16 protein-coding genes, 1 tRNA gene and 1 pseudogene are annotated in these 18,043 nt (G+C 71.1%); 9 read left to right on the top strand and 9 right to left on the bottom strand.

The genetic code is table 11. From position 1 onward, the window contains the following. From accB to RBXJA2T_RS11595, 6 genes and pseudogenes are all read left to right on the top strand, one after another. The coding region (gene accB, locus RBXJA2T_RS11615) for an acetyl-CoA carboxylase biotin carboxyl carrier protein (RefSeq protein WP_009857566.1) at positions 1 to 261 on the top strand (261 nt) is incomplete at its 5' end. 11 nt (positions 262 to 272) lie between these two features. After that, the gene (gene accC / locus RBXJA2T_RS11610) at positions 273 to 1,622 is read left to right on the top strand and encodes an acetyl-CoA carboxylase biotin carboxylase subunit (RefSeq protein WP_009857565.1); all 1,350 of its coding nucleotides are present in this window, start codon (positions 273 to 275) and stop codon (positions 1,620 to 1,622) included. A 10-nt stretch (positions 1,623 to 1,632) separates the two neighbouring features. Next, a complete protein-coding gene (prmA, locus tag RBXJA2T_RS11605) occupies positions 1,633 to 2,523 on the top strand; it encodes a 50S ribosomal protein L11 methyltransferase (protein ID WP_029718533.1) in 891 nt (296 codons plus the stop codon). A 7-nt stretch (positions 2,524 to 2,530) separates the two neighbouring features. Then, positions 2,531 to 2,599 (top strand): annotated as a pseudogene (locus RBXJA2T_RS21065) (MJ0042-type zinc finger domain-containing protein); the annotation flags it as partial. 239 nt (positions 2,600 to 2,838) lie between these two features. Further along, positions 2,839 to 3,516 carry a DUF3426 domain-containing protein gene (locus RBXJA2T_RS11600; RefSeq protein WP_009857563.1) on the top strand — a complete coding sequence of 226 codons (678 nt, stop codon included), beginning with the start codon at positions 2,839 to 2,841 and terminating at the stop codon, positions 3,514 to 3,516. A 40-nt stretch (positions 3,517 to 3,556) separates the two neighbouring features. Continuing rightward, entirely contained in the window at positions 3,557 to 4,462 is a 906-nt protein-coding gene (locus tag RBXJA2T_RS11595; RefSeq protein ID WP_009857562.1) for a carbohydrate kinase family protein, read from the top strand. Positions 4,463 to 4,547: 85 nt separating this feature from the next. Here RBXJA2T_RS11595 and RBXJA2T_RS11590 read toward each other — a convergent pair whose 3' ends face one another. The 8 genes from RBXJA2T_RS11590 to RBXJA2T_RS11555 form a co-directional block, all read right to left on the bottom strand. Continuing rightward, complete coding sequence (locus RBXJA2T_RS11590) at positions 4,548 to 5,117, bottom strand: hypothetical protein (protein WP_029718535.1); 570 nt, start codon at positions 5,115 to 5,117, stop codon at positions 4,548 to 4,550. Positions 5,118 to 5,373: 256 nt separating this feature from the next. Continuing rightward, on the bottom strand, positions 5,374 to 6,531 hold the full coding sequence (locus tag RBXJA2T_RS11585) for a ribonucleotide-diphosphate reductase subunit beta (protein WP_009857560.1): 1,158 nt from the start codon (positions 6,529 to 6,531) through the stop codon (positions 5,374 to 5,376). A gap of 133 nt (positions 6,532 to 6,664) precedes the next feature. After that, the gene (locus RBXJA2T_RS11580; protein WP_009857559.1) at positions 6,665 to 9,517 is read right to left on the bottom strand and encodes a ribonucleoside-diphosphate reductase subunit alpha; all 2,853 of its coding nucleotides are present in this window, start codon (positions 9,515 to 9,517) and stop codon (positions 6,665 to 6,667) included. 289 nt (positions 9,518 to 9,806) lie between these two features. Next, complete coding sequence (gene ampD / locus RBXJA2T_RS11575) at positions 9,807 to 10,394, bottom strand: 1,6-anhydro-N-acetylmuramyl-L-alanine amidase AmpD (protein ID WP_009857558.1); 588 nt, start codon at positions 10,392 to 10,394, stop codon at positions 9,807 to 9,809. Continuing rightward, positions 10,395 to 11,840 carry a sigma-54-dependent transcriptional regulator gene (locus tag RBXJA2T_RS11570; RefSeq protein ID WP_029718536.1) on the bottom strand — a complete coding sequence of 482 codons (1,446 nt, stop codon included), beginning with the start codon at positions 11,838 to 11,840 and terminating at the stop codon, positions 10,395 to 10,397. Then, complete coding sequence (locus RBXJA2T_RS11565) at positions 11,837 to 13,705, bottom strand: sensor histidine kinase (RefSeq protein ID WP_009857556.1); 1,869 nt, start codon at positions 13,703 to 13,705, stop codon at positions 11,837 to 11,839. Before RBXJA2T_RS11565 ends, RBXJA2T_RS11570 begins: the two co-directional genes overlap by 4 nt. A 7-nt stretch (positions 13,706 to 13,712) precedes the next feature. Further along, a complete protein-coding gene (locus RBXJA2T_RS11560) occupies positions 13,713 to 13,955 on the bottom strand; it encodes a PP0621 family protein (RefSeq protein ID WP_009857555.1) in 243 nt (80 codons plus the stop codon). Next, entirely contained in the window at positions 13,952 to 14,770 is an 819-nt protein-coding gene (locus tag RBXJA2T_RS11555) for a cytochrome C assembly family protein (RefSeq protein ID WP_029718537.1), read from the bottom strand. Before RBXJA2T_RS11555 ends, RBXJA2T_RS11560 begins: the two co-directional genes overlap by 4 nt. A gap of 45 nt (positions 14,771 to 14,815) precedes the next feature. Here RBXJA2T_RS11555 and ffh point away from each other — a divergent pair, with 45 nt between their 5' ends. Beyond that, on the top strand, positions 14,816 to 16,183 hold the full coding sequence (gene ffh / locus RBXJA2T_RS11550) for a signal recognition particle protein (RefSeq protein WP_029718538.1): 1,368 nt from the start codon (positions 14,816 to 14,818) through the stop codon (positions 16,181 to 16,183). 172 nt (positions 16,184 to 16,355) lie between these two features. Here ffh and ftsY read toward each other — a convergent pair whose 3' ends face one another. Next, on the bottom strand, positions 16,356 to 17,477 hold the full coding sequence (ftsY, locus tag RBXJA2T_RS11545; protein ID WP_009857552.1) for a signal recognition particle-docking protein FtsY: 1,122 nt from the start codon (positions 17,475 to 17,477) through the stop codon (positions 16,356 to 16,358). A gap of 45 nt (positions 17,478 to 17,522) precedes the next feature. Here ftsY and RBXJA2T_RS11540 point away from each other — a divergent pair. Together RBXJA2T_RS11540 and RBXJA2T_RS11535 are read left to right on the top strand one after the other, a co-directional pair. Further along, a tRNA-Met gene (locus RBXJA2T_RS11540) sits at positions 17,523 to 17,599 on the top strand. A gap of 63 nt (positions 17,600 to 17,662) precedes the next feature. After that, a complete protein-coding gene (locus tag RBXJA2T_RS11535) occupies positions 17,663 to 18,043 on the top strand; it encodes a hypothetical protein (RefSeq protein ID WP_009857551.1) in 381 nt (126 codons plus the stop codon).

Raw genomic sequence — 18,043 nt, 5'->3', positions numbered from 1 at the left:
GAACCGGCGGCTCCGGCCGAGCCCGCCGGCAAGGTCATCAAGTCGCCGATGGTCGGCACCTTCTACCGCGCCGCCAGCCCGGGCGCCAAGCCGTTCGCCGACGTCGGCCAGCAGATCAAGGAAGGCGAGCCGGTCTGCATCATCGAGGCGATGAAGATCATGAACGAGATCGAGGCCGACTGCGCCGGGCGCATCGTGCGCATCCTGTGCGAGAACGGCCAGCCGGTCGAGTTCGGCCAGCCGCTGTTCATCGTCGAGTAAGCGCGACCGCCGTGTTCAAGAAGATCCTCATTGCGAACCGGGGCGAGATCGCCCTGCGCATCCAGCGGGCCTGTCGCGAGATGGGCATCAAGTCGGTCGTCGTCTACTCCGAGGCCGACCGCGAGGCCAAGTACGTCAAGCTCGCCGACGAGGCGGTCTGCATCGGCCCGGCGCCGTCGGCCCAGAGCTACCTCAACATGCCGGCGATCATCTCGACGGCCGAGGTCACCGACGCCGAGGCGATCCACCCCGGCTACGGCTTCCTGAGCGAGAACGCCGACTTCGCCGAGCGTGTCGAGAAGAGCGGCTTCGTCTTCATCGGCCCGACGCCCGAGGCGATCCGCATGATGGGCGACAAGGTGTCGGCCAAGCAGGCGATGCTGCGCGCGGGCGTGCCCTGCGTGCCCGGCACCGACGGCGCACTGCCCGAGGACCCGAAGGAGATCATCCGCCAGGCGCGCGCCATCGGCTACCCGGTGATCATCAAGGCCGCCGGCGGCGGCGGCGGCCGCGGCATGCGCGTCGTGCACACCGAGGCCGCGCTGCTCAACGCCGTGCAGACGACGCGCACCGAAGCCGGTGCCGCCTTCGGCAACCCGGCCGTCTACATGGAGAAGTTCCTGGAGAACCCGCGTCACGTGGAGATCCAGGTGCTGGCCGACAACTACCGCAACGCGGTCTGGCTCGGCGAGCGCGACTGCTCGATGCAGCGCCGCCACCAGAAGGTCATCGAGGAAGCGCCCGCGCCGAACATCCCGCGGCGCATCGTCGACCGCGTCGGCGAACGCTGCGCGGCGGCGTGCAAGAAGATCGGCTACCGCGGCGCCGGCACTTTCGAGTTCCTGTACGAGAACGGCGAGTTCTTCTTCATCGAGATGAACACGCGCGTGCAGGTCGAGCACCCGGTGACCGAGCTGGTGACCGGCATCGACATCGTGCAGATGCAGATCCGCATCGCCGCCGGCGAGAAGCTGCCGTTCGCCCAGCGCAACATCCAGCTGCGCGGCCACGCGATCGAGTGCCGGATCAACGCCGAGGACCCGTACAAGTTCACGCCGTCGCCGGGCCGCGTGACGATGTGGCACCCGCCGGGCGGCCCGGGCGTGCGCGTCGACTCGCATGCCTACACGAACTACTACGTGCCGCCGAACTACGACTCGATGATCGGCAAGGTCATCGTGCACGGCGACACGCGCGAGCAGGCGCTGGCGCGCATGCGCAGCGCGCTCAGCGAGACCGTGGTCGAGGGCATCCAGACCAACATCCCGCTGCACCGCGAGCTGATGCTGGACGCCAAGTTCGTCGAAGGCGGCACCAGCATCCATTACCTGGAAGGCTGGCTCGCGCAACACAAGCGATGATCCGCTGATGATGTTTGAACTGGTGTTGCGGGCGCCCGAGGCGCTGGTGGAAGCCGTCTCCGACGCGCTGTCCGACGACCTGGACGCGCTGTCGGTCTCGGTCGAGGACGCCGACGCCGGCACCGACGCCGAGCAGGCGCTGTTCGGCGAGCCGGGCATGCCGGCGCCGCGCCCGGGCTGGGACCGCTCGACGCTGCGCGCCCTGTTCGAGGACGAGGCCGCGGCCGAACGTGCGGCGACGCTGCTGCTGGCGCAGGACTGGACCGAGGGCCTGTCGCTGCAGGCGCTCGAGCCGGTGGCCGAGCAGGACTGGGTGCGCATCACGCAGTCGCAGTTCGGCCCGGTCGAGATCACGCCCAGCTTCTGGATCGTGCCGAGCTGGCACGAGCCGCCGGCCGCCGCCGAGCGCGTGATCCGGCTCGATCCGGGCCTGGCCTTCGGCACCGGCACGCACCCGACGACCCGCATGTGCCTGCGCTGGATCGCCACGAACGCCCGGCCGTGGAGCCGCGTGCTCGACTACGGCTGCGGCTCGGGCATCCTGGCGATCGCGGCGGCGCTGCACGGCGCGGCGGCGGTCGACGCGGTCGACATCGACCCGGCTGCCGTCGACTCGACACGCGCCAACGCCACGGCCAACGGCGTGACGCTGAACGCCGGCCTGCCGGACGCGGCCGGCGGCGCCTACCCGCTGGTGCTGGCCAACATCCTGGCCACGCCGCTGAAGCTGCTGGCGCCGCTGCTGGCCGGCTTCGTCGCGCCGGGCGGCTCGCTGGTGCTGGCCGGCATCCTGGAGCGCCAGGCCGACGAGCTGAAGGCGGCTTACGCGCCGTTCCTGACGCTCGAAGTGAGCGACCGCGAGGACGGCTGGATCCTGATGACGGCAACGCGCATGGCATGATCGACGCATGACGCTCGCCGCCCGGTGCCCGTCCTGCGGTACCGTCTTCCGTGTGGTGCAGGACCAGCTTCGGGTCTCCGACGGCTGGGTTCGCTGCGGCCGCTGCGGCGAGGTCTTCAACGCGATCCAGAACCTCGTCGACCTCGACGTCGAGACGCCGCCGACACCCCCCGACCGTCTGACCCGGAGCCGCCCGCAGCGCCGGCCGTCGACAGCCGTCCGGCGATCGACGCCGGGCCGGCAGACGAGCCCGACCCCGAACCCGCGCCCGAGACCGGTGCGACGCCGCCGGCCGAGCCGACGCACGCCGAGACCGTGCTGCTCGAACGCCATGCCGGCCTCGACGAGCCGCACCGGGAGGCGCCCGAGGATTGGGCCCCGGCCGCGACGGCCGACACCCCGCCCGAGGCGGCAGACGCCGAGCCCGTGGCCGCCGTGACCGAACCGGACACGCCACCGGCCGCGGCCGCCGAGGAGCCCAAACCCGCCTTCCTGCGCCACGCCGAACGCCGCGAGCGCTGGCGCCGGCCGCGCGTGCGCGCCGCGCTGGCCGCCCTCTGCGTCGCCGGGGCCGCCGGCCTCGCGCTGCAGGCCGCCTACGAGTACCGCGACTTCGTCGCCGCCCGATGGCCGGCCACGCAGCCGCTGCTGGAGGCCTTGTGCCAGGCACCGGACTGCACGATCGCGCCCCCGCGCTCGATCGAAGGCCTGAGCGTCGAGAGCAGCGGCCTGGTGCGCGTCGAAGGCACGGCGATGTACCAGCTGCAACTGCTGCTGCGCAACCGCTCGGCGCTGCCGCTGGCGGTGCCGGCGCTGGACCTGACGCTGTCCGACAGCCGCGGCGGCATCGTCGCGCGCCGCGTCATCACGCCGGCCGAGGCCGGCATCGCCACGCCGGCGGTCGCGCCGGCAGCCGAAATGCCGATCCAGGTCACGCTGACGGCCGCCGGCAAGCCGGTGGCCGGCTATACGATCGAGATCTTTTACCCCTGAGCCTGCGCGCCGCGCGCGCGCCACTTCCCCGGAGTCTCCTATGCCCGCGTTGATCTGCGGATCGCTCGCCTTCGACACCATCACGACCTACCCCGGCCGCTTCGCGGAGCAGATCCTGCCGGAGCAGATGCACATCCTGAACCTGTCGTTCCTGGTGCCGACGCTGCGGCGCGAGTTCGGCGGCTGCGCCGGCAACATCGCCTACACGCTGCAGGCGCTGGGCGGCGAGGCGGTGGTCATGGCCGCGCTCGGCAACGACGGCGCCGACTACCTCGCGCGCATGAAGGGCTGGGGCGCCGACACCTCGCTGGTGATGGTCGACGAAGCCTCGTACACGGCGCAGGCGATGATCATCACCGACGTCCAGAACAACCAGATCACCGCCTTCCACCCGGGCGCGATGCAAAACGCGCACCTGGCCAAGGTGCCGGCGCGCGCCGACCTGAAGATCGGCATCATCTCGCCCGACGGCCGCGAGGCGATGGGCGAACACGCCGAGCAGATGCACGCCGCCGGCATCCCGTTCATCTTCGATCCGGGCCAGCAGCTGCCGATGTTCGACGGCCCGGCGCTGCGGCGCATGGTCGAGATCGCGAGCTGGGTCGCCGTCAACGACTACGAAGGCCGCATCCTCTGCGAACGCATCGGCACCGACCTCGCCGGCCTGTCGCGCTCGAACCTGAAGGGTGTCGTCGTGACGCTGGGCGAACGCGGCTGCGAGATCTGGACCGACGGCGAACGCCGCGAGGTGCCGGGCGTGGCCGCCGCCGGGATCGTCGACCCGACCGGCTGCGGCGACTCCTTCCGCGCCGCCCTGCTTTACGGCCTGGAACGCGGCTGGGACCTGGAACGCTGCGCCGCGCTGGGCAACCGCATCGGCGCACTGAAGATCGCCAGCAAGGGCGGCCAGAACCACGTCGTCGACCGCGCCGCGCTGGGCCTCTGACGCCCGCCGCGCAGGCATGAAAAAGCCCGGCCGAGGCCGGGCTTGCAGACCACGACACCGGCCGCCTCGAGCGGCCGGTTCGTCATCAGGGCTTGTTGCCGGTCGGGAACGGCCAGGCGGCCGCCGGGCTCAGCGTCGTCTTGGCGGCCGGCGCGGGCGCCGCCGCCGGCGCAGGTTCGGCCTTCTTCGGCGCGGCCTTCTTCTTGGCCGGGGCCTTGGGCTCGGCCGCCTTCGGCGCCGGGGCCGCAGCCTTCTTCACGGTCGCCGCCTTCTTGGCCGGCGCCGCCGCCTTCTTCGCGGGGGCGGCCTTCTTCGCCGGAGCCGCCGCCTTCTTGGCCGGCGCTGCCGCCTTCTTCGCCGGAGCCGCCGCCTTCTTGGCCGGCGCTGCAGCCTTCTTCGCCGGCGCCGCGGCCTTCTTCGCCGGCGCCGCCGCCTTCTTCACCGCAGCGGCCTTCTTCGCCGGGGCGGCCGCCTTCTTCGCCGCAGCGGCCTTCTTGGCCGGCGCCGCCGCCTTCTTGACCGCGGCGGCCTTCTTCGCCGGCGCAGCCTTCTTGGCCGGCGCAGCGGCCTTCTTCTCAGCCACGACCTTCTTGGCCGGAGCCGCCTTCTTTGCCGGCGCGGCCTTCTTGGCGGGCGCCTTCTTCGCAGTTGCCATCACGATCTCCTTGATCAAGTTGCAAAGAGCACCGCGCCGTCATGAGCGGCACGGCAATCCGTCGTCCGGCGTTCTGACGCCCGGCTGGGGCCGGGCACTCGCCCCGGTACGACGAATGGGGCAGCGGCCACGGGACGGCGCATCTGGCGGCGCTGTTCCCGGACCGCGGATGTGAAACGTCGCACGGGCCCCGCGAAGGCACCGTGCGACGGCAGCGGGCCGTGGCCCGCCGGGTTCGGGGAGCGGCGTTTCCCGCTCAATCCCATGACAGAGCGCCACCGCTCTGGTAGTCGATGACGCGGGTCTCGAAGAAGTTGCGCTCCTTCTTCAGGTCGATCATCTCGCTCATCCACGGGAACGGGTTCTCCTCGTTCGGGAAGAGCGCCTCCAGGCCGATCTGCGTCGCGCGCCGGTTGGCGATGTAGCGCAGGTAGCCCTTGAACATCGACGCGTTCATGCCGAGCACGCCGCGCGGCATCGTGTCCTCGGCGTAGCGGTACTCGAGCTCGACGGCGCGCTCGAACAGCGCGCGGATCTCGGCCTTGAACGCCGGCGTCCACAGCTGCGGGTTCTCGAGCTTGATCTGGTTGATCAGGTCGATGCCGAAATTGCAGTGCATCGACTCGTCGCGCAGGATGTACTGGTACTGCTCGGCCGCGCCGGTCATCTTGTTCTGCCGGCCCAGCGCCAGGATCTGCGTGAAGCCGACGTAGAAGAACAGGCCTTCCATCAGGCAGGCGAAGACGATCAGGCTCTTCAGCAGCGTCTGGTCGGCCTCGGGCGTGCCGGTGCTGAAGGCCGGGTCCATGATCGCGTCGATGAACGGGATCAGGAACTCGTCCTTGTCGCGGATCGCCGCGACCTCGTGATAGGCGTTGAAGATCTCGCCTTCGTCCAGCCCCAGCGACTCGACGATGTACTGGTAGGCGTGGGTGTGGATCGCTTCCTCGAAGGCCTGGCGCAGCAGGAACTGGCGGCACTCGGGCGCGGTGATGTGCCGGTAGGTGCCGAGCACGATGTTGTTGGCGGCCAGCGAGTCGGCGGTGACGAAGAAGCCGAGGTTGCGCTTGACGATGCGGCGCTCGTCCTCGGTCAGGCCGTTCGGGTCCTTCCAGAGCGCGATGTCGCGGCTCATGTTCACTTCCTGCGGCATCCAGTGGTTGGCGCAGGTGGCGAGGTACTTCTCCCAGGCCCACTTGTACTTGAACGGAACCAGCTGGTTCACGTCGGTCTGGCCGTTGATGATGCGCTTGTCAGCGACGTTGACGCGCCGCGTGTGGGCCGTCGCGGCGGGGCGCGAAACCGGCGAGGCATTCGTGGCCGCGACGCTTCGTGCGGCGGTGTCCGACGGGGGCGTCATCGCCACAGGGGCGATCGCCGGGGTGCTGCGTACTTCGTCTTCCCAGACCAGCATGTGTGGACGTCCTGTTGTTGAATTATCGAGGGCTTGCTCGGGATCACCAAGCACTAGTTGCCATGGGTGCGCATTCGGTGAACGCATGAGGTTCCGAAGAATGCGCACTTCGAGCGTTAGACGCTCCGAAGCCTTACTGGCAGGCCTCGCAATCGGGGTTGTCGATCGAGCAGAAGCGCACGTCGCTCGCGGGCTCGGCGGCCGCGGCGGCTTCCAGCCCGCCATGGCGCGGCACGGCGTTCATCGCGCCCGGCGCCACGGTGCTCTTCTCGGCGTGCGTCGCGCTCATCGTGCGCAGGTAGTAGGTGGTCTTCAGGCCGCGTGTCCACGCCAGCTTGTAGATCTCGTCGAGCTTCTTGCCCGAAGCGCCGGCCATGTAGATGTTCAGCGACTGCGCCTGGTCGATCCACTTCTGGCGCCGCGCCGCGGCCTCGACGAGCCAGCGTGCGTCGACCTCGAAGGCGGTGGCGTAGAGCTGCTTCAGTTCGTCGGGCACGCGGTCGACGGCGCGCAGCGAACCGTCGAAGTGCTTCAGGTCCATCACCATCACGTCGTCCCACAGCCCCAGGCGCTTCAGGTCGCGCACCAGGTACTCGTTGACGACGGTGAACTCGCCCGACAGGTTGCTCTTCACCGAGAGGTTGCCGAAGCAGGGTTCGATCGAGGCGTCGACGCCGATGATGTTGGAGATCGTCGCCGTCGGCGCGATCGCCACGCAGTTGGAGTTGCGCATGCCGTGCACGGCGATGCGCGCACGCAGCGCCGCCCAGTCCAGCGTCTCGCTGCGGTCGACCTCGACGTGGCCGCCGCGCTCGGCGGCCAGCAGGTCGAGCGTGTCCTGCGGCAGCACGCCGCGGTCCCACAGCGAACCGCGGTAGCTGGAGTAGCGCCCGCGCTCCTCGGCCAGCTCGCTCGACGCCCAGTAGGCGTGGTAGCACAGCGCTTCCATCGAGCGGTCGGCGAACTCGACCGCGGCGTCGCTGGCGTAGGGCAGGCGCAGCTGGTACAGGCAGTCCTGGAAGCCCATCAGGCCCAGGCCGACCGGACGGTGGCGCAGGTTGGCGTCGCGCGCCTTCTTGACCGCGTAGTAGTTGATGTCGATGACGTTGTCGAGCATGCGCATCGCCGTCGACACCGTGCGCTTCAACTTGGCCTGGTCGATGCCGCCGCCGGCGACGTGCTGCGCCAGGTTGATCGAGCCGAGGTTGCAGACCGCGATCTCGCCGGCGCTGGTGTTCAGGGTGATCTCGGTGCACAGGTTGCTGGAGTGCACGACACCGACGTGCTGCTGCGGGCTGCGCAGGTTGCAGGCGTCCTTGAACGTGATCCACGGATGCCCGGTCTCGAAGAGCATCGTCAGCATCTTGCGCCACAGGTCGCGCGCCGGCAGGCGCTTGAACGGACGGATCTCGCCGCGGTCGGCCTTGCGCTCGTAGGCCACGTAGGCCTGCTCGAAGGCAGCGCCGAACTTGTCGTGCAGGTCGGGGCACGACGAAGGCGAGAACAGCGTCCAGTCGCCGCCTTCCATCACGCGCTTCATGAACAGGTCCGGGATCCAGTTCGCGGTGTTCATGTCGTGCGTGCGCCGGCGGTCGTCGCCGGTGTTCTTGCGCAGTTCGAGGAACTCCTCGATGTCCAGGTGCCAGGTCTCGAGATACGCGCAGACCGCGCCCTTCCTCTTGCCGCCCTGGTTGACGGCCACCGCGGTGTCGTTGACGACCTTCAGGAAGGGCACGACACCCTGGCTCTTGCCGTTGGTGCCCTTGATGTGGCTGCCCAGCGCACGCACCGGGGTCCAGTCGTTGCCCAGGCCGCCGGCGAACTTGGACAGCAGCGCGTTCTCCTTCAGCGCCTCGTAGATGCCTTCGAGGTCGTCGGACACCGTCGTCAGGTAGCAAGACGACAGTTGCGAACGCCGCGTGCCGCTGTTGAACAGCGTCGGCGTCGAGGACATGAAGTCGAAGCTGGAGAGCACGTCGTAGAACTCGATCGCACGCGCCTCGCGGTCGATCTCGTTGAGCGCCAGGCCCATCGCGACACGCATGAAGAAGGCCTGCGGCAGCTCGATGCGCCGGCCGTCGACGTGCAGGAAGTAGCGGTCGTACAGCGTCTGCAGGCCGAGGTAGTCGAACTGCAGGTCGCGCTCGGGCTTCAGCGCCGCGCCCAGGCGGGCGAGGTCGAAGCGCTGCAGCTCCTCGTCGAGCAGTTCGGCCTGCACGCCCTGGCGCACGTACGCGGGGAAGTACTCGGCGTAACGCGCGGCCATCGCCTCGGGGCGCACGTCGGCGCCGAGGATCTCGCGGCGGATCGTGTGCAGCAGCAGGCGCGCGGTGGCGCGCGTGTAGGCCGGGTCCTTCTCGATCAGCGTGCGCGAGGCGAGGATCGCCGCCTTGTAGACCTCGTCCAGCGGCACGCCGTCGTAGAGGTTGCGGCGCGTCTCGGCGAGGATGGGCTCGGCACGCACGTCCTCGCCCAGACCGGCGCAGGCCTGCTCGACCAGCGAACGCAGCGCGTCCAGATCCAGCGGCAGGCGCTGGCCGCCGTCCACGACGTGCAGCTCGGGCGCCGCCGGCTGGGGCGCCGCGGCCTGGCGCGACCGCTCCTGCGCACGGCGCTCGCGGTAGAGCACGTAGGCGCGCGCGACCTCGTGGTGGCCGCCGCGCATCAGGCCGAGTTCCACGTGGTCCTGCACGTCCTCGATGTGGAAGGTGCCGCCGCCCGGGCGCGAACGCACCAGCGCCCGCACGACACCTTCGGTCAGCTGGTCCACCGTCTCGCGCACGCTGGCCGAGGCCGCACCCTGCGCGCCGTGCACGGCCAGGAAGGCCTTCATCAGCGCGACGGCGATCTTGTTGGGCTCGAAGGCGACGACCGAGCCGTTGCGGCGGATGATCTGGTAGCCGCTGACGGACGCGGCGGCCGGGATGGCGGCGGCGCTTCGAGCGGGCACGACGGCCTCGGTCGCGGACGACTGGACTGCTTGCATGGGGTTCCCCTGTCGGTGTGGTGGGCGGAAGGCTGGGCGCGCTTTCGGCGCGGCGCGGCCGGGGAGGACCGCGGCACGGGCCGCACGCCGCAGCCCCCGGGGAAGCGGCCGACGGCGCCGGAGCACGACGCGAGCAGACACTATATCTAGCGCCACCAAAGCCTGCAATGCACTAGGAATAGCGTCCGCATGCGTGGAATCCCGCACCAGGAGCGGGCCGCGAGGCACCCTCGTGGAGCACCACGGGCGCACCTTCGAGAGACTGGCGGGCGAAGCCGAGAGAGGCGGCTCAGCCGACGGCCGGCGCCACGCGCAGCGCGGGTGCGCGCACGGCCAGCAGCCGCGCCAGACGCGGCCAGTCGAAGCCTGCGCCAGGGTCGTGCTTGCGCCCCGGCGCGACATGCTCGTGGCCGGTCAGCTCGGCCAGCGGATAGGCGCGCGCCAGCGCCGGCAGCAGCCGCGCCAGGCGGGCGTACTGCGCGGTCTCGAAAGGTTGGCCTTCCAGCCCTTCGAGCTCGATGCCGATCGACCAGTCGTTGCAGTTCTCGCGCCCGCGCCACACCGAACGCCCGGCATGCCAGGCGCGATCGTCGCAGGACACGAACTGCAGCAACCCGCCGCCGCGGCGGATGACGAAGTGCGCCGACACCTGCAGCCCGCGCAGCCGGTCGTAGTACGGGTGGGCGTCGCAGTCCAGCGTGTTCGTGAACAGGCGTTCGATGGCGTCACCGCCGTACTCGCCCGGCGGCAGGCTGATCGAGTGCAGCACCACCAGCGAGACCGCCGTGCCCGGTGGCCGCGGGCCGAAGTTGGGCGACGGGACGACCCGCGCGCCGGCGTACCAGCCGTCGCGCCAGTGACGCGGCGAGCCCGCCACTCAGTCGTCGCCGCTGCCGATGCCCAGCCGCGCCATGCGGTAGCGCATCTGGCGCAGCGACAGCCCGAGGCTGGCGCCGGCGGCGGTGCGGTTGTAGCGGTGGCGCTCGAGCGCACGCTCGAGGATCTCGCGCTCGACCTGGTCGAGGTAGGCCGCGAGGTCGTCGGGCAGCGGCACCTCGGCCGGCGCCGGCCGCAGCGGCGCTGGCGCCGGCGGCTCCAGTTCCTGGTGCCCGGAGTCGGCGAACACGGCTTCCGGCAACCCGAGGTCGCGGCACTCGACGACGCTGCCGCCGGCCAGCGTGACGGCACGGTGCAGCAGGTTCTCCAGCTCGCGCACGTTGCCGGGGAAGGCGTAGCGCGAGAGGTGCGCCAGCGCCTGGGCCGACAGCACCGGCGGCGGCGACACCCCGGCGTCGCCGGCGATGCGCTCGAGCACCGCGGCGGCGATCGCCGGCAGGTCCTCGAGCCGCTCGCGCAGCGGCGGCACGACGATCTCGATGACGTTCAGGCGGTAGAACAGGTCCTGGCGGAAACGCCCGGCATGCACCTCGGCCGAAAGGTCCTTGTGGGTGGCGCTGACGATGCGCACGTTGACCGACTGCTCGGCGACCGCACCCAGCGGCCGCACCGCACGCTCCTGCACCGCGCGCAGCAGCTTGCTCTGCATCGCCAGCGGCAGGTCGCCGATCTCGTCGAGGAACAGCGTGCCGCCCTGCGCGGCCTGGAAGAAGCCTTCGCGGTCCTCGACGGCGCCGGTGAAGGCGCCTCGGCGGTAGCCGAAGAACTCGGCTTCGAGCAGCGACTCCGGGATCGCGCCGCAGTTCACCGCGACGAAGGGCATCGCGTGGCGCGGCGACAGCTCGTGGATCGCGCGCGCGACCAGTTCCTTGCCGGTGCCCGACTCGCCGTGCACCAGCACCGGCGCCATGCTGCGGGCGACCTTGCCGACCAGGCTGCGCACCTGCTGCAGCGCGGCCGACTCGCCGGCCATGCGCTCCAGCGCGCGGCGCGGCGGCAGCGTGTGGCGCGCGTCGGCCGGTCGCGCCGCACGCGCGCCGTCGGTCGCCGGCGTGCGCCCCAGCGCCGACGCGACGACGGCGCGGAACTGACGCAGGTCGACCGGCTTGGTGAGGTAGTCGTAGGCGCCGGCCTTCAGCGCCTCGACGGCGTTCTCGGCCGAGCCGTAGGCGGTGATGACGATGCCCTTCTCGCCGCGCCCGGCATCCTCCAGCCGGCGCAGCAGGTCCAGCCCGGTGCCGTCGGGCAGACGCATGTCGGTGATCAGCAGCTGGAAGCGGCGCGACTGCAGCGCGGCCCAGGCTTCCGCGACGGTCTCGGCGCTCTCGACGTCGTAACCCTCGCGCAGCAGCGTCAGCTCGTAGAGCGTGCGCAGGTCGGGCTCATCGTCGACGACGAGCAATCGGGGCGGCGTGGCGGCGCTCACGGGGTCAGTTGCAGCGGGGAGTCGGCTGCCGGCAGCGGGCAGCGTTTCATCGTGACGACGAACTCGTTGCGGGCACCGACGTCGGCCTCGCGCCGGCGGTAGCCGATGCTCGCGCCGTAGCGCTCGCAGAGCTCGCGGCAAATATACAGGCCGAGGCCGGCGCCACGGCTGCGCGTCGAGAAGAACGGCTCGAAGATGTAAGGCTCGACCTCCGGCGCGATCGCCGGCCCGTCGCTGGCGACGACCAGCTGGGCCTGGGTCTCGGACAGCGCGAAGAGCTGCAGCCGGATCGCCGCCGGGGCCTCGCTGGCGTGGCGGCGGGCGTTGTCGAGCAGGTTGACGAGCACCCGGCGCAGGTGCTCGGGATCGAAGCCGACACCCAGCGGCGCCTCCGGCAGCTCGACACGCAGCCGGCTGGCATGGCCGAGCGGCAGCGAGGCCGTCGCGGCCCAGTCGGCGGCGGCACAGCCGACCTCGGCGGTGGCGTCCAGCGGCACCGGCACGGCCTGCGGGCCGCCCGGCGCCAGCTCCATGACGTCGTCGACGATGCGCTTGAGCCGGTCGACGTTGTCCGCGACGATGCGCGCCAGGCGCCGCTGCGCGGGCGCGAGCTCGTCTTCCAGCAGCAGGGCGTTGGCCTGGGAGATCGCGGCCAGCGGGTTGCGGATCTCGTGCGCGATGCCGGCCGACACGCGACCCATCGCCGCCAGCTTCTCCTGCTGCAGCCGGGCCTGGGCGATGCGCACGTCCTCCAGCAGCAGCACGCACAGCGGCTCGCCGGGCCCGCCCTCGGCCGGCGAGCGCCCGCGCACGAAACGCACGCGCAGGCGCAGCGTGCGCGGCACACCGCCGTCGAAGGCCAGCGTGACCTCGCGTCCGGCCTCGGGCCACTGGCGCTCGGCCAGCGCCTGGGACACCGAGCGCGCGAGCGGCGCCCAGCTCGCCCGCGTCTCCAGGCCGAACGGCGCCGGCGGGCTCAGCCCGGCGTCGACCAGCAGCGCACGCGCCGCCGGGTTGGCGGCGCGCACGCGCAGCCGCCCGTCGACGACCAGCACGCCGTCGACCATCTCCTCGATCACCAGCCGGTTGAGCTGGGCCTGCTGGCGCGCCAGCTCGAGGCTGCCGCGAGCGGCCTGCTCCTCGCGCGCCAGGCGCGCCGACAGCTCGCCCGACAGCAGCGCGATGACGAACAGGCCCAAGCCGGCCAGGCCGGACTGCAGCAGCGAGCCGGCGAGTTCGAGGTCGTCCCAGCCGCCGCGCGAGACGCCGGCCAGCAGCAGCAGCGCGACGCCGGCGGCGGTGCCCAGCGCCACCAGGCGCGGCCCGACGACACCGGCCATCAGCACCGGCAGCACCAGCAGTGCCGAGTAGTTGACCGGGCCGCCGCTGCCACCCAGGTGCAGCGCCCCGAAGGTGACGAGGTCGACCCCGACGGTGGCCAGCCACTGCCGCCGGCGCAGCATCGGCGAGGCCACCGGCGTGGTCAGCGGCTGGAAACGCGGCAGCAGCCACAGCGCGATCGCCTGCACCGCGTAGGCGATGCAGATCAGCGTCAGCGGCAGCGACAGGCGCGCGCCGAGCAGGTTGCCGGCGCCCTGCACCGCCACCAGCGCGATGCCGAAGGCCGCGCGCACCGCGGCATAGGTGCGGTGGATGCGCGCCAGCGCGCTGTCCTCGGCGCCGATGACACGCTGCGACCACAGCGAGCGCAGGCGCTGGTCGATCTCCTGGTTGCCGCTGGCGGCCCAGTTCGGGTCGAAGCTGGACTCGTGGCCGAACCACGAGGACTCCGCATGCGGCGGCGTCGCCCGCCGGTCGCCCTGGCGCCGATCGCCCTGCCGACGGTCCTGCGCCGGCGCGTCCATCCGCGGCCTAGCGCGGCCCGGCGAGGCGGTGCGCCTCGCTGCAGTAGCGGCGGCCGGCGACGTCGGCGAGCGCCTCGTCGGCCGGCAGGTGCACGCCACAGCGGGCGCATTCGACCATCTCCTGCGGCTGCGCCGGCGCCGCGGCGCCGCGGGCGCGCCGGGCCGGCGCCGCAGCCTCGCGGCCACGACCGCGGCCGAACATCAGCCAGAGCACGAAGCCGACGACGGCGATGACGAGCAGGTACTTCACGCCGGCGGCCGCCCCAGCAGCACCTCGAAGACGAAGCGCGAGCCGGCATACGCCAGCAGCAGCAGCACCGCGCCGACATAGACCCAGCGCGTGGCCTGGCGGCCGCGCCAGCCCTGGCGGTGGCGGCCGACGAGCAGCGCCGCGAACACCGCCCAGCCGAGCAGCGAGAACACCACCTTGTGGTCCCAGCGCCAGCCAACCGAGGTCAGCGCGCCCAGCGCGATCGTCGCCGTCAGCACCGAGAAGCCGGCCTCGACGAAGCGGAAGGTCAGGCGCTCGAGCAGCAGCAGCGGCATGCCGGTGCGCGCCTGGTGGATGCCGGAGTGCTCGCGCAGCCGGCGCTCGCTGGCGTCGAGCATCATCGCGTGCACGACCGCGGCGCCGAACAGGCTGTACGAGCCGACACCGAGCGCGAAGTGCAGCGGCGCCAGCGGCGAGTGGTACTGGTGCGGCTCGCCCGGGAACAGCGCCGCCAGCACGACGACGACCGCACCGCAGACCGCCAGCCAGCGACGCACCGCCGGCAGCGGCATGAAGCGGTTCTCCACCGTGTGCACCGCCATCACCAGCCAGACCGTCAGCGACAGCACCGGGCCGAAACCGACCCGTGCACCGGGCACCTCCTGGCCGATGCCGCCGATGTCGAGCACCAGCGCCGCGAGGTGGGCGATCCAGCCGACGTGCAGCGCGGCGATCCAGATGCGGCCCGACTTGGCCAGGGGCAGCGCGGCGACAACGTAGCCGGCGATCGCCAGCAGCGCGACGAACAGCGGCAGGCCACCGCTCACCACGGGAGAGGCACTCGATAGAATCATGCTGACAGTGTACTTTTTGCAGGCCGTTCCCGGCCTGAAGCGGCGATGGCCTCGAACCTATCAGACCGGCTTTCGAGGCTGGTCAAGACGATGCGCGGCCAGGCCCGCATCACCGAAGGCAACGTGCAGGACATGCTGCGCGAAGTGCGCATGGCCCTGCTCGAGGCCGACGTCGCGCTGCCGGTGGTGCGCGACTTCATCGCCCGCGTCAAGGACAAGGCGCTCGGCCAGGAGGTCGCCGGCTCGCTGAACCCGGGCCAGGCCCTGGTCGGCATCGTCCACAAGGAACTCGCCGCGACGATGGGCGACGGTGTCGCCGACCTGAACCTCGCGGTCCAGCCGCCGGCGGTCATCCTGATGGCCGGCCTGCAAGGCGCCGGCAAGACGACGACCACCGCCAAGCTGGCCAAGCACCTGATCGAGCGGCGCAAGAAGAAGGTGCTGACGGTCTCCGCCGACGTCTACCGCCCGGCCGCCATCGACCAGCTGAAGACGGTCACCAAGCAGGCCGGCGCCGAGTGGTTCCCGAGCGCGCCGAGCGACAAGCCGCGCGACATCGCGCTGGCCGCGCTGGACCACGCCAAGCGCCACTATTTCGACGTGCTGCTCGTCGACACCGCCGGCCGGCTGGCGATCGACGAGGCGCTGATGGCCGAGATCCGCGAGTTGCACGCCACGCTGAAGCCGGTCGAGACGCTGTTCGTCGTCGACGCGATGCAGGGCCAGGACGCGATCAACACCGCCAAGGCCTTCAAGGAGGCGCTGCCGCTGTCGGGCATCGTGCTGACCAAGCTCGACGGCGACTCGCGCGGCGGCGCGGCGCTGTCGGTGCGCCAGGTCGCCGGCGCACCGATCAAGTTCGCCGGCGTGTCCGAGAAGATCGACGGGCTGGAGGTCTTCGACGCCGAACGCCACGCCGGGCGCGTGCTCGGCATGGGCGACATCGTCGCCCTGGTCGAGGAGGTGCAGAAGGGCGTCGACCTGAAGGAAGCGCAGAAGCTCGCCGACAAGGTCAAGTCCGGCGGCTTCGACCTCAACGACTTCCTCTCGCAGATCAGCCAGATGAAGAAGATGGGCGGCCTGGCCGGGCTGATGGACAAGCTGCCCACCCAGATCACCGCCAAGGCCAAGGGCGCCGACATGGACAAGGCGGAGCGCGACGTCCGCCGCATGGAAGGCATCATCAACTCGATGACGGCGCTGGAGCGGCGCAAGCCCGAGCTGATCAAGGCCAGCCGCAAACGCCGCATCGCCGCCGGCGCCGGCGTTCACGTCCAGGAAGTCAACCGCCTGCTCAACCAGTTCGAGCAGATGCAGGGCGTGATGAAGAAGATGAAGGGCGGCGGCCTGATGAAGATGATGAAGCGCATGGGCGGCATGAAGGGCATGCTGCCGCCGGGGATGGGCGGCTGAGCCGGCGCGCTTTCACACGGCCAGCGCTGCGCACCACCGAACAGACGGGGTCACGAACAGCCGCGAACAGCACGGGGTCAGGTCTCTCAAGACCTGACCCCGTTCTTTCTGACCCCGTTCTTTCGGCTCTTCGCCAGGCGCGAACGGTCCACCGGACCGTTCACGTCCGGGCTCACCCCAGCAGCGCGTTCGCGAATTCCCGCGCGTCGAAGGTCTGCAGGTCTTCCAGCCGCTCGCCGACGCCGATGAAGTAGACCGGCACGACGCGGCCCTGCTCGGCGCACCAGCGGGCGATCGCGGCCAGCACGCCGCCCTTGGCGGTGCCGTCGAGCTTGGTGACGATCAAGCCGGTGAGGCCCAGCGCGGCGTCGAAGGCCTTCACCTGGGCCAGCGCGTTCTGGCCGGTGTTGCCGTCGATGACCAGCAGCACCTCGTGCGGCGCACCCTCCTGCGCCTTGCCGATCGTGCGCTTGATCTTCTTCAGCTCGTCCATCAGGTGCAGCTGCGTCGGCAGGCGCCCGGCGGTGTCGGCGATGACGACGTCGCAGCCGCGCGCGCGGCCGGCGGTGACGGCGTCGAAGCTCACCGCGGCCGGGTCGCCGCCCTGCTGGCTGACGATCTCGACGCGGTTGCGGTCGGCCCAGACGGCGAGCTGCTCGCGCGCCGCGGCGCGGAAGGTGTCGGCCGCAGCCAACAGCACACGGCGGTCGGACTCGGCCAGATGGCGCGTCAGCTTGCCGATCGTCGTCGTCTTGCCGGCACCGTTGACGCCGGCCACCATCACGACGGTCGGCGTCTGCTGGCCGATGACCAGCGGCTTCTGCAGCGGCGCCAGCAGCTCGGCCACGGCGTCGGCGAGCAGCGCCTTGACGACCGCCGGCTCGGTGGCCTTGGCCTCCTTCACACGGCGCTTCAGGTCCTGCAGCAGGTACTGCGTCGCGCCGACACCGGCATCGGCCACCAGCAGCGCCGACTCCAGGTCCTCGTACAGCGCATCGTCGATCTTCGTGCCGGTGAAGACCTGCGTGATGCTGCTGCCGGTCTTGCGCAAGCCGAGCTTCAGCCGGTCGAGCCAGCGCGAGCGCGGCTCGGCCACGGCCGGCACCTCGGCCACCGGAGCGACCTCGACGGGCGCCGGTCCGGGCACGGCCTCGGGCTCCGGCGCCGCCGCCAGCGCCGCACGCTCGAGCTCGTCATCCGACAGCGCCGGAGCCTGCTCCGAGGCCTCGGCGGGCGTCGGCTCGACGGGGGCGGCCGGGGCCGGTGTGACCTTCTTCTTGAAAAAGCTGAACATCGGAGGTGACGAGTTGGCGAGAGCCTTGTTATACTGCTGGGCTCAGGCGCTTTAGCTCAGTTGGTTAGAGCGACGGAATCATAATCCGCAGGTCCGGGGTTCAAGTCCCTGAAGCGCCACCAGATACCGGCCCGAGGTTCACCGCCTCGGGCCGTTTTACGTTTCACGGCCACTGGATCCACACCATGCTCCGCTGTGTCACGCTGGCAACGCTGGTCGCTGCCGTCTCCCTGCCCGCCAGCGCGCAGATCGTCGTGCAGCGCAAGCTGGCACCGAACTCGCTGCGCGGCGAGCTCGTGGTCACCCAGGCCCCCGCGGTGCTGCTCAACGGGCAGCCAGCGCTGCTCGCGCCGGGCGCGCGCATCCGCGGCGAGAACAACCTGATCGTGCTGTCGGCCAGCCTCACCGGCCAGAAGCTCGTCGTGAACTACACGCGGGAGCTGCGCGGCCAGTTGCTCGACGTCTGGATCCTCAACGCCAGCGAACGCGCCAAGCGCTGGCCGAAGACCGCCGAGGAAGCCGCCAAGTGGCGCTTCGAGCCCCAGTCCCAGACCTGGACCCAGTGA

It is taken from the genome of Rubrivivax benzoatilyticus JA2 = ATCC BAA-35, from assembly GCF_000190375.1.
Classification (GTDB): Bacteria; Pseudomonadota; Gammaproteobacteria; order Burkholderiales; family Burkholderiaceae_C; genus Rubrivivax; species Rubrivivax benzoatilyticus.
Note: the sequence above shows the minus strand (reverse complement) of the source record. Positions and strands in the feature narration are given on the sequence as shown.

Coding starts and splice junctions, on each gene's coding strand:
- prmA (WP_029718533.1), top strand. CDS start 1,633: ATGTTTGAACTGGTGTTGCGGGCGCCCGAGGCGCTGGTGGAAGCCGTC.
- RBXJA2T_RS11595 (WP_009857562.1), top strand. CDS start 3,557: ATGCCCGCGTTGATCTGCGGATCGCTCGCCTTCGACACCATCACGACC.
- RBXJA2T_RS11590 (WP_029718535.1), bottom strand. CDS start 5,117: ATGGCAACTGCGAAGAAGGCGCCCGCCAAGAAGGCCGCGCCGGCAAAG.
- RBXJA2T_RS11585 (WP_009857560.1), bottom strand. CDS start 6,531: ATGCTGGTCTGGGAAGACGAAGTACGCAGCACCCCGGCGATCGCCCCT.
- RBXJA2T_RS11580 (WP_009857559.1), bottom strand. CDS start 9,517: ATGCAAGCAGTCCAGTCGTCCGCGACCGAGGCCGTCGTGCCCGCTCGA.
- RBXJA2T_RS11565 (WP_009857556.1), bottom strand. CDS start 13,705: ATGGACGCGCCGGCGCAGGACCGTCGGCAGGGCGATCGGCGCCAGGGC.
- RBXJA2T_RS11555 (WP_029718537.1), bottom strand. CDS start 14,770: ATGATTCTATCGAGTGCCTCTCCCGTGGTGAGCGGTGGCCTGCCGCTG.
- ffh (WP_029718538.1), top strand. CDS start 14,816: ATGGCCTCGAACCTATCAGACCGGCTTTCGAGGCTGGTCAAGACGATG.
- ftsY (WP_009857552.1), bottom strand. CDS start 17,477: ATGTTCAGCTTTTTCAAGAAGAAGGTCACACCGGCCCCGGCCGCCCCC.
- RBXJA2T_RS11535 (WP_009857551.1), top strand. CDS start 17,663: ATGCTCCGCTGTGTCACGCTGGCAACGCTGGTCGCTGCCGTCTCCCTG.